Consider the following 13041-nt stretch of genomic DNA (forward strand, 5'->3'; position numbering starts at 1 on the left):
ATCCGCAGCGCCAGCCTGGAAGGGATGAAGACGATGGACCCGCGGCCGACGATCGAGGCGCCGGACGACGACCCCTTCCTGTGGCTGGAGGAGATCGAGGGCGAGCGGGCGCTCGCCTGGGTCGCCGCCCAGAACGAGCAGGTGCTGCAGCGCCTGGCCGATGACCGGGTGGCGGCCGACCGCGACGGGCTGAAGGCGGCGCTCGACCGCCCGGGCAAGCTGCCGCACGTCACCCGCCGCGGCGCGCATCTCTACAATTTCTGGCAGGACGCGGCGCATCCGCGCGGCATCTGGCGCCGCACCACCATGGCCGGCTTCCGCCAGGAGCAGCCGGACTGGCAGGTGCTGCTGGATCTCGACGCCCTGGCCGCCGCCGAGGGCGAGGACTGGGTCTGGGCCGGCGCCACCACCCTGTTCAGCGCGCATGACCGCGCCATGCTGCGCCTGTCGCGCGGCGGGGGCGATGCCGTGGTGCTGCGCGAATTCGACCTGCACAGCCTGGCATTCCCTGGCGACGGCTTCACCCTGCCAGAGGGCAAGAGCAGCACCGTCTGGCTGGACCGCGACACGCTGCTGCTCTCGACCGCGCTCGGCGAGGGCAATGCCACCAGCGCCGGCTATCCGCGCCGCATCCGCCTCTGGCGCCGCGGCACCGACCCGATGGCCGCCCAGGTCCTGTTCGAGACCGCGGTCGAGAGCATGGGCGCCTGGGGCAGTGTCGATCGCGAGGGCGGCCAGGAAGTGCTGATCTTCATGGAGAAGACCGGCTTCTTCGACGGCATCATCTTCCTCGGCGACCGCAGCGGGCCGCAGCACCGCGTGCCGCTGCCGACCGATGCGACCTATGCCTGGCAGGCCGGCCATGTGGCGGTGAAGCCGCGCACCCCCTGGACGGTGGGCGCGGCGACCTATGCCCCCGACACCCTGCTGGTCCTGTCGCTCGACGCGCTGATGGCCGGGCATCTCGACCCGCGCGTGGTCTTCACGCCGGAGCCCCGCCGCGCGCTGCAGGGCTTCTTCTGGTGCCACGGCAAGCTGGTGCTGGCGATCCTCGACAATCTGGCGCCGGTCTATCAGCTGCTGACGCCGGGCAGCTGGGACTCCGCCGAGGTGCCCGGCCTGCCGCAGATCGGCGTGGTCGACCTCTGGCCGCTGGATGCCGAGCTGGAGGAATCCGACGGCACGCTGCTGGCCATGGCACAGGACCCGGTGACGCCGCCGCAGTTGCTGCTCACCTCCACCGCGCCGGCCGCCCCCGCTTTGCTGAAGGCCTCCTCCCCGAGCTTCGACGCGACCGGGTTGACGGTCTCCCGCCACGAGGCCGTCTCGGTCGATGGCGAGCGCATCCCCTATGTCCAGATCGGGCCCAGGGACGAGTCCGGCCAGGCGCCGGTGCATCTCTCGGCCTATGGCGGCTTCCAGGTGTCGCGCCTGCCCTATTACTCGGCGGGCGTGGGGCGGCTCTGGCTGCAGAAGGGCGGCACCGCGGTGATCGGCCAGATCCGCGGCGGCGGCGAGTTCGGCACCGCCTGGCACGAGGCCGGCCGGCTGGCCGCCAAGGCGCGCAGCCATGACGATTTCGCCGCCATCGCCGCCGATCTGGTGGCGCGCGGCGTCACCGTGCCGCAGCGCATCGCCGCCGAGGGCGGCTCCAATGGCGGGCTGCTGATCGCCAATATGCTGACCCGCTACCCGGAGTGGTTTGGCGCGCTGTTCTGCACCATCCCGCTGATCGACATGCGCCGCTACACGAAGCTGCTGGCCGGGGCGAGCTGGATCGCCGAATACGGCGACCCGGAGAAGCCCGAGGACTGGGCCTTCATGCAGCACTTCTCCGCCTATCACGCGGCCAGACCGGGCCAGCCCTATCCGCCGATCCTGCTGGCGACGACGCGGCGCGACGACCGGGTGCATCCGGGCCATGCCCGCAAGATGGCCGCCAAGCTGCAGGAAATGGGCTACCCGGCCGCCTTCTACGAGCCCGAGGCCGGCGGCCATGGCTATGGCAAGGACAATGCCGAGGTGGCCAGCTTCTCGGCGCTGGGGGCCGCCTTCCTGCGCCGGGCGATCGGCTGGGAGACGGCCTGAGGCCCTATTCCGGCTGGCTGACGTAGATCGCCACGCCGAGGATCATCGCGACGAAGCGGAAGGCCGATTCCTGGCCGTTCCATTGGGCGGATTGCCACATGGCGAACCATTCGCCGCCCAGCACCTGGAAGCCCAGGAACCAGACCAGGAAGCCCAGGGCGGCGCCGGCATGCACCCAGGCCTTGGCGCGGCCGAAGCCCGCGCCGCGGAAGCCGCGCGCCATGGCGATCGCGCCCAGCGCGAAGCAGGCCCCGGTCAGCGCCTCGCCCAGGATGATGGCGGCATAGCCGGCATGCCACAGCGCCGGCGCGGTGATCGCCCGGCTGCGCAGCGCGCTGTCGGGAAAGGTCGTGTCCATGCTCAGCACATGCGCCACGAAGGCGAAGTTCGAGCCGTAGTCGGTGAGGTTGTTCCAGGCCACCAGCAGGGCGAAGGCCGCGAGCCCCGCCACCATGGCCAGCTTGGCCGCCCGCGCCGCCTGCTGCGCGCGGGTCATTCCGGCCGGCAGGACGGCCTCGCCCCCTGCCGGCACGGGCCGTCGCTCAGAGCGGCTTGAGGTTGCTGGCCGCGGCCTTGCCGCGCTCCATCACCACGTCGTAGCTGATCTTCTGGTTCTCGTTCAGCCCCTGCAGGCCGGCCTTCTGCACGGCGGTGATGTGCACGAACACATCCTTGCCGCCGTCCTGCGGGACGATGAAGCCGAAGCCCTTGGTGGCGTTGAACCACTTGACGGTGCCGATCGCCATGTCGTTGCACTCCTTACAATGCGCTTGGCAGGGCAGGAGCGCCCTCGCCCGTGAGGTCCATCCGTGTCCCGGTACGGCTTGAAGAGCGCCCGGGTCTCCGGAGGCACGGCAAGGCGGGCGGAACGGCTGGCACCCCGAAAGTGAGGCAGATCGTTTACAGCCTGTCAACGTAAACCGCCCGGTTCACGATCGATTCCGCAACGAAGCGTCGCTGCACTGCGCTGCAACATTGCCGAGCCGGCCGGCCCCGCCCGCGGCTGGCGGCCGGTGGCGTGGCCCGCTGGCCGCAACGCAGAAGGGGCGGCCCTTGCGGACCGCCCCTCCCCGAAATCCCGATCCCTGTGAGAGGCCGGTGCCGCCGCTCTCAGGAGGAGAGCGGCAGCCCCCGACCTCCCGGGGAGATCAGAAGTCCATGTCGCCGCCCATGCCGCCCATGCCGCCCGGGCCGCCGGCCGGAGCCGCCGCCTTGGCCGGACGCTCGGCGATCATCGCCTCGGTCGTGATCAGCAGGGCGGCGATCGAGGCCGCGTCCTGCAGGGCGGTGCGAACCACCTTGGTCGGGTCGATGATGCCGGCCTCGACCAGGTTCTTGTACTCGTCGAGCTGCGCGTCGTAGCCGTACTCGTAGGTCGCGTCGCGCAGGACCTCACCGGCGATGACGGCGCCGTCCTTGCCGGCGTTCTCGGCGATCTGCTTCAGCGGCACGGCGATGGCGCGGCGAACGATCTCGACGCCGACCTGCTCGTCGTTGTTGGCGCCCTTCAGCTCGGCCAGCTTCAGCGAGGCGCGCAGCAGCGCCACGCCGCCACCCGGGACGATGCCTTCCTCGACGGCGGCGCGGGTCGCATGCAGCGCGTCGTCGACGCGGTCCTTGCGCTCCTTCACCTCGACCTCGGTCGAGCCGCCGACGCGGATGACGGCGACGCCACCGGCCAGCTTCGCCAGGCGCTCCTGCAGCTTCTCGCGGTCGTAGTCCGAGGAGGTCTCCTCGATCTGCGCCTTGATCTGCTCCACGCGGCCCAGGATGTCGTCCTTGGAGCCGGCGCCGTCGACGATCGTGGTGTTCTCCTTCTCGATGCGGACGGTCTTGGCCTGGCCAAGCATCTGCAGCGTGACGGTCTCGAGCTTGATGCCGAGATCCTCGGAGATCACCTGGCCACCGGTCAGGATGGCGATGTCTTCCAGCATGGCCTTGCGGCGGTCACCGAAGCCCGGCGCCTTGACGGCGGCGATCTTCAGGCCACCGCGCAGCTTGTTGACGACCAGGGTGGCCAGGGCCTCGCCCTCGACATCCTCGGCCACGATGATCAGCGGGCGGCCCGACTGCACCACCGTCTCCAGCAGCGGCAGCATCGGCTGCAGCTGGGACAGCTTCTTCTCGTGGATCAGGATGTAGGGGTTCTCGAGCTCGGCGATCATCTTCTCCGCATTCGTGATGAAATACGGGGAGACGTAGCCGCGGTCGAACTGCATGCCCTCGACGACGTCGAGCTCGGTCTGGATGCCCTTGGCTTCCTCGACCGTGATGACGCCCTCGTTGCCGACCTTCTCCATCGCGGTCGCGATCATCTCGCCGATCTCGCGCTCGCCATTGGCGGAGAGCGTGCCGACCTGGGCGACCTCGGCGGAGGTGGTGATCTTGCGGGTCTTGGACTTCAGGTCCTCGACGATGACGGCGACAGCCTTGTCGACGCCGCGCTTCAGGTCCATCGGGTTCAGGCCGGCGGCAACCGCCTTGGCGCCCTCACGGATGATGGCCTGGGCCAGCACGGTGGCGGTGGTGGTGCCGTCGCCGGCCAGGTCGTTCTGCTTCGAGGCCACTTCGCGCACCATCTGCGCGCCCATGTTCTCGAACTTGTCGGCCAGCTCGATTTCCTTGGCGACCGTCACACCGTCCTTGGTGATGCGCGGGGCGCCGAAGGACTTGTCGATGACCACGTTGCGGCCCTTCGGGCCCAGGGTCACCTTGACGGCGTCGGCCAGGATGTCCACGCCGCGCAGCATGCGCTCACGGGCGGAGGCGCCGAACTTAACGTCCTTAGCAGCCATGATAGTTACCTCGTCTGTTCAGGTGGAAAACGGGAGTCCGCAGATCTGATCCGGTTGCCCGGGAAATCAGGCCGCGATCACGCCCATCAGGTCGGATTCCTTCATGATCAGCAGCTCTTCGCCGCTGATCTTCACTTCGGTGCCCGACCACTTGCCGAACAGCACGCGGTCACCGACCTTGACGTCCAGGGCGACGACGACGCCCTGCTCGTTGCGCGCGCCGGACCCGACGGCGACGATCTCGCCTTCCATCGGCTTTTCCTTCGCGGTGTCGGGGATGATGATGCCACCGGCCGTCTTCTCTTCGGCGGTCAGCCGGCGGACGACGACGCGATCATGCAGGGGACGAAACTTCATAAGACCCTCTCCTGACGCCCTATCTGGCGCATTCAGCGACGGTTGCCCCACCCGATAGGTGAGCCTTGTTAGCACTCACCACGGGCGAGTGCTGACGATCTAGGATGCCCCGCGAAGGTCGTCAAGCGCTGAGCAGCACTCTCTGCAACTGAGTGCCAAGTCACTGAAATCGCAGTTTTTCTTGCGCGTCCCCAGCCCCCGCATGCGATGCTGCGAAGCGCCTGGGACGCGGGTTCCGTGTCCGGCCAGCCCGGCCGGGTGCCAGCCCGCAGGCGGTCCCGGGCCTGGCCAAGAGGAGCGCGCATGCTGTTGCGGGATATCCAAGCCTTCGTCCGCATCCCGGATTGGCGCCTGACCACCGCGGAAATTCTCTACCACCTGCCGGACCATCCGGGGCTGCTGCAGAGCTTCCTGTGGCAGAAGCTGGACCATGCGCCCGGCTTCCCCGAGCTGCACCGTTTCCTGGAATTCTGGCAGCGTGAGATCCACGGCCCGCTGCATTCGGTCCGCGTCGCCTCCAGCGCGCTGACCCGGCCCGCCGAATTCCGCTATGGCGGCGGCGAGTTCACCCTGCACTGAGCGGCATGCCGGGGCCGCCCGGCGGCTTCATCGGATGAGCCGCCCCGCGGCGTCACTGTAGCAGCTGCCGCGCGGCTGCGCTGTATGAAAGGTCGAAAGCGGGCGGCTTCAACCGCCCGCCGCCCGGCGGCGCCTCACAGGATGGCGAGCAGCACCGCCAGCGTGCCGACCGACAGGATGGTCGAGAGCAGCACCGTCGCCCCCGAGCGATCGGCCCCGGCGGCATAGCGGCGGGCCAGGAAGAAGGCATTGGCGCCGGTCGGCATGCCGGCCGCCAGCACCGCCACCGCGGTCATCAGCGGCGACAGGCCGCAGAGCCGGCAGACCAGCCAGACCAGCGCCGGCATCAGCAGCAGCTTCAGCGCCGAGCCGAGCAGCGCCTCCGGCCAGTCGCGCCGCGCATTGAAGGCGATCAGGCTGGCACCCAGGCAGAACAGCGCCACCGGCGGCCCGGCCAGCCCGGTCATCTCCAGGAAGCGCCGCGCCACCGGCGGCACCGGCACCCCCGACAGCGAGACCACCAGCCCGATCAGCACCGCCATGACGATCGGGTTCTTCAGCACCGACAGGAAGGTGGCCTTCAGGATCGCCAGCAGCGGCGCGCGGGCATTGTGGGCGATCTCGCCGACCACCGTGCCGATCGGCAGCAGGATCAGCGAATGCAGCCCGACGATGGCCAGCATCTGCGACAGCCCGGCCTGGCCATAGGCCGCCAGCACCAGCGGCACGCCGATCATCGCCGTGTTGCCGAAGGCGGTGTTCAGCGCGAAGGTCCCGCCCTCGGCCAGCCGCATCCGCAGCACCAGGCCCGACATCGCCAGCGCCAGCGCATAGGTCGCCAGGCACCCGGCGAAGAAGGCGAAGGCGGTCATCCCGGCATTCGGATGCGGCGTGGTGGCGCCGTTGATCAGCAGGCAGGGCATCGCCAGGCGGAAGACGAAATCGGTCATGCCGGTCAGCCCGGCCTCCGAGATCCAGCGCCGCCGCGCCGAGACATAGCCGATGCCGATCAGCAGGAAGATCGGCGCGACGACGGTGAGCAGCGTCTCCATCAGCCGGGCTGGCCCCGCATCAGGGCCGCAGCAGCCCGCCGACGAAGCCTTCCAGCCAGGGCTGGCGCGGCCGGGCGCAGCGCGCCGCCTGCAGGATGGCGCGCACCGCGCCGACCGTCGCGTCGAATTCCTCGTTCACCAGCACATGGCCGAAATCCTGCCAGTGGCTGATCTCGTCGCGCGCCGCCTGCATGCGGCGGGCGATCTCCTCGGCCGAATCCTGGCCACGGCCCTGCAGCCGCCGCTCCAGTTCCTCCAGGCTCGGCGGCAGCAGGAAGACGCCGACCACGTCGCCCGGCAGCGCCTGCTGCAGCAGAAGATGCCCCTGCCAGTCGATATCGAACAGCACGTCCTGCCCGGCCGCCAGCGCCGCCTCCACCGGGGCGCGCGGCGTGCCGTAGCGCCGGCCGAAGACTTCCGCGGACTCCAGCATCTCGCCCCGGGCTTCCATGGCCAGGAACTCGTCCATGCCGCGGAAGAAGTAGTGCACCCCCTCCTCCTCGCCCGGCCGCGGCTGCCGCGTCGTCGCGCTGACCGACAGCTTCAGCGCCGGCTCCTGCGCCAGCAGCGCCCGGCTGACCGAGGATTTCCCCGCCCCCGACGGCGCCGCCAGCACCAGGCAGAGGCCGCGTCTGGTCTCGTTGCTCATTCGATGTTCGCCGCCTGCTCGCGCAGCCGCTCGATCGCGGCCTTGAGGTCGAGGGAAAGCCGGGTCAGCGCCAGGCTGGCCGATTTGGCGCCCAGCGTATTGGCCTCGCGGCCGAATTCCTGGGCCAGGAACTCCACCCGCCGGCCGACCGCCTCGGGCAGCGCCAGCAGGGCGCGCGCCGCATCGACATGCGCGCCGAGCCGGTCCAGCTCCTCCCGCACGTCGGATTTCTGCGCCAGCAGCGCCACCTCGGCGGCCAGCCGCTCCTCGGGCACGCGGTGCTCGCCCTCCAGCAGCTCGGCCAGCGCCGCCTGCAGCCGGGCGCGATGCGCCGCCGGCTGCGCCGCCGCCTCGGCCAGGGCGGCCTCCCGCAGCGCCGCGATCTCGGCCAGCAGCGTCTCCAGGATGGCGGCCAGCTTGTCGCCCTCCGCCGCGCGCGACTCGGCCAGAGCGACAAGCGCCGCGTCGAAGCCGGCGGCCAGGGCGGCGTGCTTGGCGCCCTCCTCCTCCTCGGCCGGGGCCTGCGACTCGGCGCGCAGCACGCCGGGCAGGGCCAGCACCGCCTCGGCCCGTGGTGGCGGGCAGCCGGGGATGCGCGCCGCGACCTCGACCAGAAGGGCGATCGCCTGCTCCAGCGTCGCCGGGTCAGGGGTCAGCCGCGCCGCCCGCTCCTCCCGCTTCAGGGTCAGCGTGGCGGAGATATTGCCGCGCCGGAACCGCGCCGCCGCCGCCTCGCGCAGCCGCGCCTCCAGCCGGTCCAGCCCGGGCGGCAGCCGCAGCCGCACATCCAGGCCGCGCCCGTTGACGCTGCGCAATTCCCACACGAAACCCGTGCCATCCGGCAGGGTGCCCGCCTGGCGGGCAAATCCGGTCATCGAGGAGAGAGCCATGTCCGGCTTCTCTCCCCCTCCGCAGCAGGATGCAAGGCATGGCGAGCAGACCCTGGCGCCGTATCGCCATCACCGGCGCCTCCTCCGGCCTCGGCCGCGCCCTGGCCGAGGCCTGCGCCGGCCCCGGCGTCACCCTCCATCTGGCTGGCCGCGACCCCGGCCGGCTGGCCGCCAGCGCCGCCGCCTGCCGCGCCCGGGGCGCCAGCGTGATGGAACAGGCCCTCGACGTGCGCGACGCGGCCGCCTGCGGCGCCTGGATCGCCGCCATGGACGGGCTCGACCTGCTGATCGCCAATGCCGGCATCTCCGGCGGCACCGGCGGGCAGAGCGAGCCGATGGACCAGGTGCAGGCGATCTTCGCCACCAATGTGCAGGGCGTGCTCAACACCGCCCTGCCGGCGATGCAGAAGATGGCTGCCCAGCCGCCCGATTCGCGCGGCCTGCGCGGCCAGGTCGGCGTGGTCGCCTCGGTCGCCGCCTTCGTCGCGGCACCCGGCGCCGCCGCCTATTGCGCCAGCAAGGCCGCCGTCCAGAACTGGGCCGAGGCGACGGACGCCACCGAACGCGCCCGTGGCCTGCGCCTGCACGCCATCTGCCCGGGCTATATCCGCACGCCGATGACGGCGGTGAACGCCTTCCCCATGCCCTTCATGCTGGAACCCGAGGAGGCCGCCCGCCGCACCCTGGACGGGCTGGCCGCCGGCCGCACCCGCATTGCCTATCCCTGGCCGACTTATGCGATCTCCCGGATTGCCGGGGCCCTGCCGCTCGGCCTCCGGGCCTGGCTGGCGTCGCGGGTGCCGGCAAAGCCGGTGGCGGAGAAGGTCTGAAGAGAAGGCAGAGGCAGGCCAGGGGAAGGAATTCCCCTGGACCCCATCTTTTTTCTGATCACCGGCCGTTCAGGGACCTGCGCTCAGCGCGCCCTCGCAGGTCGCGCTGCCGACTGGCCGTTTTTACCCGTCGTCTCCACCTGGACACGGCAGTCACCGCAGAAAAAAGATGGGGGTCCAGGGGGAATTCATTCCCCCTGGCCTTCACCTGGCCTACTGCCCCCCGGCCTTCGCCCGCTCGATCGCCCGCCACCGCGCCACGTTGCGGTTGTGCTCTTCCAGGGTCCGGGCAAAGGCGTGCCCGCCGGTGCCGTCGGCGACGAAATAGAGGTCGTCGGTGTCCATCGGCTGCAGCACGGCGCGGATCGCCTCCACGCCGGGGCTGGCGATCGGGCCCGGCGGCAGGCCGCGGATGCGGTAGGTGTTGAAGGGGTGGTCGCGCTCCAGGTCGGCGCGCGACAGCGGCCGCTCCAGCGTGCCGCCATCGGCGGCGGCATAGGCCACCGTCGGATCGGATTGCAGCATCATGCCGCGCTTCAGCCGGTTGATGAAGACGCCCGCGACATGCGCGCGCTCCTCCTTCTGCCCGGTCTCGCGCTCGACGATCGAGGCCAGCACCAGCGCCTCGCGGGCCGAGGAGAGCGGCAGGCCCTCGGCACGCTCCTTCCAGAGACGGTCGAGCGTCTCGCGCATGGCGGCGCCGGCGCGGCGGACCAGCACGGCGCGGCTGTCGCCCCAGAGGTAGTTGTAGGTCTCGGGCAGCAGCTCGCCCTCGGCGAAGGCGGGGGTGTCGCCGGTCAGCCCCTCGGCCTGGGTGATCAGCGCGGCCATCTGCCGGGCGTTCAGCCCCTCGGGCAGGGTCAGGCGCCGCTGCACCGGGCGGGCGGTGCGCAGCACGGCGAGCACCTGCTCGACCGAGGCGCCGGCGGGGAAAAGGTATTCGCCGGCGCGCAGCGGGCCGGCCTGGCGGGTCAGCCAGGTGGCGGCGGCGAAGACCCGGGTGTCGCGCAGCACGCCACGCTCGGCCAGCATCGTGCCGATCTGCTCGGTGCCGCCGCGCGGCACGACGATCGGGGTGTCGGCGGCCAGCGGCCCGGCTTCCTGATAGGCGCGCCAGCCCCACCAGGCAGCGCCGCCGGCGGCAAGCCCGGCCAGCAGGACCAGCAGCAGCAGCATCCGCAGCAGCCTGCGCATCGGGAGGCCCTTATCTCGGGGGAAAGCGGGGCGGCCGCCGGGGGTCTCCCAGGGCCGCCTGCCGGCCGGTCCCGGAGGAGCCGGCGGCTGGGGTGGATCCCCTCAGCGGGAATCCGTCCAGGGGGCGGTGGGCGCCCCCTGGATCGTCAGCAGGCCCGGATCAGGGCGCCTTGCGGAACAGGATCGAGGCGTTGGTGCCGCCGAAGCCGAAGCTGTTCGACAGCGCGATCTCCATCTTGCGCGGCTGCGCCTCGAGGGCGACGCGGTCGATCACGCTCGAGCGCGAGGGCTCGTGCAGGTTCAGCGTCGGCGGCGCCACCTGGTCCCGCAGGGCGAGGACCGAGAAGATGCCTTCCACCGCGCCGGCCGCACCCAGCAGGTGGCCGATCGCCGACTTGGTCGACGACATGGCCAGCTGCTTGCCGGCATCGCCGAACAGCCGCTCCACCGCCTCCAGCTCCAGGTCGTCGCCGAGCGGCGTCGAGGTGCCGTGGGCGTTGACGTACTGGATCTGGTCCGGGGTGATCCCGGCATCCTTCAGCGCCGCCTTCATCGCGCGGTAGGCGCCGTCATGGCCCTCCGCCGGCGCGGTGATGTGGTAGGCGTCGCCGGACATGCCGTAGCCGATGACCTCGGCATAGATCTTGGCGCCGCGCTTCTTGGCGTGCTCGTATTCCTCGAGCACCAGAACGCCGGCGCCCTCGCCCATGACGAAGCCGTCGCGCCCGGCATCCCAGGGGCGCGAGCCCTCGCTCGGCCGGTCGTTGAAGCCGGTGGACAGGGCGCGGGCGGCGGCGAAGCCGGCCATGCCGATGTCGCAGATCGCGGCTTCCGCGCCGCCGGCCACCATCACATCGGCATCGCCGAGCGCGATGAGGCGGGCCGCGTCACCCAGCGCGTGCACGCCGGTGGCGCAGGCGGTGACCACCGCGTGGTTGGGCCCCTTGAAGCCGTATTTGATCGAGACATGGCCGGAGGCCAGGTTGATCAGGGCGGAGGGGATGAAGAAGGGCGACAGGCGCCGCGCCTTGCCGGAGGACACCAGCTGGGCGTTCTCGGCAATCGTGGGGAGCCCGCCGATGCCGGAGCCGATCATCACGCCGGTGGCGCAGCGATCCTCCTCCGACTCGGGGGTCCAGCCCGAATCCTCGACCGCTTCCGTCGCCGCCACGAGGGCAAGCTGGATGAAGCGGTCCATCTTCTTCTGGTCCTTGACCGGGATCCACTCGGCAAAGTCGAGCTTCCCCTCGGCCTTGGGACCGGTCGGCACCTCGCCGGCGATCTGCGCCGGCAGGTCCTTGGCATCGAACAGGCGGATCGGACCGATGCCGCTCTCGCCTGCCAGCATCCGCTGCCACACATGGGCGACGCCGACGCCGAGCGGGCTAGCGATGCCCATCCCGGTGACGACGACGCGGCGCGGCGTCGTCAGAGAATCGAACAAGCGTTATCTCCCCTCGGCACCCCTGGGTGGCGCGGATGCAAGGCCTCAGGCGGCCTTCTGCGCCTCGATGTAGTCGATCGCGTCCTTGACGGTCGTGATCTTCTCGGCGGCATCGTCCGGAATCTCGACGCCGAAGGCCTCTTCGAAGGCCATCACCAGCTCCACGGTGTCGAGGCTGTCGGCGCCCAGGTCGTCGATGAACGACGCGGTGTCGGTCACCTTGGCTTCCTCGACGCCGAGATGCTCGACAACGATCTTCTTCACCTTCTCGGCGGTATCGCTCATCGCCCGAGTCTCTCCTGCTTGTAACCGTTGCCGCGCCCCGGTGCGGGGACAATCCCCACCCTCGGCCCGCGCGGCATTAACATGGAAGCAAGCCGGGGAACAGATTTCCCATTTTCCCGGCTCGCCTGTTTCAGGTCATCGCCATCCCGCCATTCACATGGAGGGTCGCGCCCGTCACCCAACCGGCCGCGTCGGATGCCAGATAGGCAACCGCCGCGGCAATATCAGTAGCCTCGCCCATGCGGCCGAGCGGAATCCGCTCCATCAGCCGGGCTTTCTGCTGCTCGTTCAGCGCATCCGTCATCGGCGTGCGGATGAAGCCCGGCGCCACCACGTTGACGGTGATGCCGCGGCTGGCCAGTTCCTGGGCCAGCGACTTGCTCATGCCGATCAGCCCGGCCTTGGCCGCGGCATAGTTCGCCTGGCCCGGATTGCCGGTGGTGCCGACGATGGAGGCGATCGAGACGATGCGGCCGGAGCGGCGCTTCATCATGCCGCGCATGGCGGCGCGCGCCAGCCGGAACGGCGCGGCGAGGTCGACCTCGATCACGTCCGACCAGTCCTTGTCCGACATCCGCATGGCCAGGCCGTCGCGGGTGAAGCCGGCATTGTTGACCAGGATGTCCAGCCGGCCCAGCTCGGCCTCGACCTTCTCGACCAGCGCCTGCGGCGCCGCCGGGTCGGACAGGTCGGCGGGCGCCACCAGCACGCCCTCGCCCAGCTCGGCGGCCAGCGCCTCCAGCTTCTCCTGCCGGGTGCCGGACAGCGCGACCTTGGCGCCCTGGCCGTGCAGCGCGCGGGCGATCTCGGCGCCGATGCCGCCCGTGGCGCCGGTCACCAGCGCCACCTTGCCGTCGAGTCCGAACATGCTCGCCCTC

14 protein-coding genes are annotated in these 13041 nt (G+C 70.8%); 3 read left to right on the plus strand and 11 right to left on the minus strand.

Features of this window, described 5'->3' with window-relative positions; genetic code table 11:
• Positions 1-33 precede the first annotated feature (33 nt).
• Positions 34-2088: a prolyl oligopeptidase family serine peptidase gene (locus WFI16_RS20735; RefSeq protein ID WP_419899761.1), complete on the plus strand. Its 2055-nt coding sequence runs from the start codon at positions 34-36 to the stop codon at positions 2086-2088.
• Between the two features lie 4 nt (positions 2089-2092).
• Here WFI16_RS20735 and WFI16_RS20740 read toward each other — a convergent pair whose 3' ends face one another.
• The 4 genes from WFI16_RS20740 to groES all read right to left on the minus strand — a co-directional run bounded on the left by WFI16_RS20740 (position 2093) and on the right by groES (position 5240).
• On the minus strand, positions 2093-2584 hold the full coding sequence (locus WFI16_RS20740; RefSeq protein ID WP_419899762.1) for a DUF2165 family protein: 492 nt from the start codon (positions 2582-2584) through the stop codon (positions 2093-2095).
• Between the two features lie 46 nt (positions 2585-2630).
• On the minus strand, positions 2631-2834 hold the full coding sequence (locus WFI16_RS20745) for a cold-shock protein (RefSeq protein WP_076958180.1): 204 nt from the start codon (positions 2832-2834) through the stop codon (positions 2631-2633).
• A 402-nt stretch (positions 2835-3236) separates the two neighbouring features.
• Positions 3237-4883 (minus strand): chaperonin GroEL, encoded by a 1647-nt coding sequence (gene groL / locus WFI16_RS20750; RefSeq protein ID WP_419899763.1) that lies wholly within the window; start codon positions 4881-4883, stop codon positions 3237-3239.
• 66 nt (positions 4884-4949) lie between these two features.
• Positions 4950-5240 (minus strand): co-chaperone GroES, encoded by a 291-nt coding sequence (gene groES, locus WFI16_RS20755; protein ID WP_040612562.1) that lies wholly within the window; start codon positions 5238-5240, stop codon positions 4950-4952.
• A 303-nt stretch (positions 5241-5543) separates the two neighbouring features.
• On the opposite strand from groES, the gene WFI16_RS20760 reads away from it, so the two are divergent.
• Positions 5544-5819, plus strand: a complete 276-nt coding sequence (locus WFI16_RS20760; protein WP_419899764.1) for an usg protein — start codon at positions 5544-5546, stop codon at positions 5817-5819.
• Between the two features lie 134 nt (positions 5820-5953).
• Here the strand turns inward: WFI16_RS20760 and WFI16_RS20765 are convergent, their stop codons facing one another.
• The 3 genes from WFI16_RS20765 to WFI16_RS20775 are packed head-to-tail and all read right to left on the minus strand — an operon-like array spanning position 5954 to position 8410.
• Positions 5954-6871 carry an AEC family transporter gene (locus WFI16_RS20765; protein WP_419899765.1) on the minus strand — a complete coding sequence of 306 codons (918 nt, stop codon included), beginning with the start codon at positions 6869-6871 and terminating at the stop codon, positions 5954-5956.
• 19 nt (positions 6872-6890) lie between these two features.
• Positions 6891-7520 carry a guanylate kinase gene (gmk, locus tag WFI16_RS20770; protein WP_419899766.1) on the minus strand — a complete coding sequence of 210 codons (630 nt, stop codon included), beginning with the start codon at positions 7518-7520 and terminating at the stop codon, positions 6891-6893.
• Positions 7517-8410, minus strand: a complete 894-nt coding sequence (locus WFI16_RS20775; RefSeq protein WP_419899767.1) for a YicC/YloC family endoribonuclease — start codon at positions 8408-8410, stop codon at positions 7517-7519. Before WFI16_RS20775 ends, gmk begins: the two co-directional genes overlap by 4 nt.
• A 38-nt stretch (positions 8411-8448) precedes the next feature.
• Here WFI16_RS20775 and WFI16_RS20780 point away from each other — a divergent pair, with 38 nt between their 5' ends.
• On the plus strand, positions 8449-9240 hold the full coding sequence (locus WFI16_RS20780) for an SDR family NAD(P)-dependent oxidoreductase (protein ID WP_419899768.1): 792 nt from the start codon (positions 8449-8451) through the stop codon (positions 9238-9240).
• Between the two features lie 213 nt (positions 9241-9453).
• Here the strand turns inward: WFI16_RS20780 and mltG are convergent, their stop codons facing one another.
• From mltG to fabG, 4 genes are all read right to left on the minus strand, one after another.
• Positions 9454-10434, minus strand: a complete 981-nt coding sequence (gene mltG, locus WFI16_RS20785; RefSeq protein ID WP_419899769.1) for an endolytic transglycosylase MltG — start codon at positions 10432-10434, stop codon at positions 9454-9456.
• Between the two features lie 160 nt (positions 10435-10594).
• Positions 10595-11878 carry a beta-ketoacyl-ACP synthase II gene (gene fabF, locus WFI16_RS20790; RefSeq protein WP_419899770.1) on the minus strand — a complete coding sequence of 428 codons (1284 nt, stop codon included), beginning with the start codon at positions 11876-11878 and terminating at the stop codon, positions 10595-10597.
• Between the two features lie 45 nt (positions 11879-11923).
• Positions 11924-12163 carry an acyl carrier protein gene (locus tag WFI16_RS20795; RefSeq protein ID WP_076958170.1) on the minus strand — a complete coding sequence of 80 codons (240 nt, stop codon included), beginning with the start codon at positions 12161-12163 and terminating at the stop codon, positions 11924-11926.
• A gap of 130 nt (positions 12164-12293) precedes the next feature.
• Complete coding sequence (fabG, locus tag WFI16_RS20800) at positions 12294-13031, minus strand: 3-oxoacyl-[acyl-carrier-protein] reductase (protein WP_076958185.1); 738 nt, start codon at positions 13029-13031, stop codon at positions 12294-12296.
• Between the last annotated feature and the right edge of the window lie 10 nt (positions 13032-13041).

Source organism: Roseomonas sp. USHLN139, from assembly GCF_037145735.1.
Classification (GTDB): domain Bacteria; phylum Pseudomonadota; class Alphaproteobacteria; order Acetobacterales; family Acetobacteraceae; genus Pseudoroseomonas.

What these genes read in the sequence shown, in the direction of transcription:
- WFI16_RS20735 (WP_419899761.1), top strand. Translation starts at nt 34, where the DNA reads ATGGACCCGCGGCCGACGATCGAGGCGCCGGACGACGACCCCTTCCTG.
- WFI16_RS20740 (WP_419899762.1), bottom strand. Translation starts at nt 2,584, where the DNA reads ATGACCCGCGCGCAGCAGGCGGCGCGGGCGGCCAAGCTGGCCATGGTG.
- WFI16_RS20745 (WP_076958180.1), bottom strand. Translation starts at nt 2,834, where the DNA reads ATGGCGATCGGCACCGTCAAGTGGTTCAACGCCACCAAGGGCTTCGGC.
- groL (WP_419899763.1), bottom strand. Translation starts at nt 4,883, where the DNA reads ATGGCTGCTAAGGACGTTAAGTTCGGCGCCTCCGCCCGTGAGCGCATG.
- groES (WP_040612562.1), bottom strand. Translation starts at nt 5,240, where the DNA reads ATGAAGTTTCGTCCCCTGCATGATCGCGTCGTCGTCCGCCGGCTGACC.
- WFI16_RS20760 (WP_419899764.1), top strand. Translation starts at nt 5,544, where the DNA reads ATGCTGTTGCGGGATATCCAAGCCTTCGTCCGCATCCCGGATTGGCGC.
- WFI16_RS20765 (WP_419899765.1), bottom strand. Translation starts at nt 6,871, where the DNA reads ATGGAGACGCTGCTCACCGTCGTCGCGCCGATCTTCCTGCTGATCGGC.
- gmk (WP_419899766.1), bottom strand. Translation starts at nt 7,520, where the DNA reads ATGAGCAACGAGACCAGACGCGGCCTCTGCCTGGTGCTGGCGGCGCCG.
- WFI16_RS20775 (WP_419899767.1), bottom strand. Translation starts at nt 8,410, where the DNA reads ATGGCTCTCTCCTCGATGACCGGATTTGCCCGCCAGGCGGGCACCCTG.
- WFI16_RS20780 (WP_419899768.1), top strand. Translation starts at nt 8,449, where the DNA reads ATGGCGAGCAGACCCTGGCGCCGTATCGCCATCACCGGCGCCTCCTCC.
- mltG (WP_419899769.1), bottom strand. Translation starts at nt 10,434, where the DNA reads ATGCGCAGGCTGCTGCGGATGCTGCTGCTGCTGGTCCTGCTGGCCGGG.
- WFI16_RS20795 (WP_076958170.1), bottom strand. Translation starts at nt 12,163, where the DNA reads ATGAGCGATACCGCCGAGAAGGTGAAGAAGATCGTTGTCGAGCATCTC.
- fabG (WP_076958185.1), bottom strand. Translation starts at nt 13,031, where the DNA reads ATGTTCGGACTCGACGGCAAGGTGGCGCTGGTGACCGGCGCCACGGGC.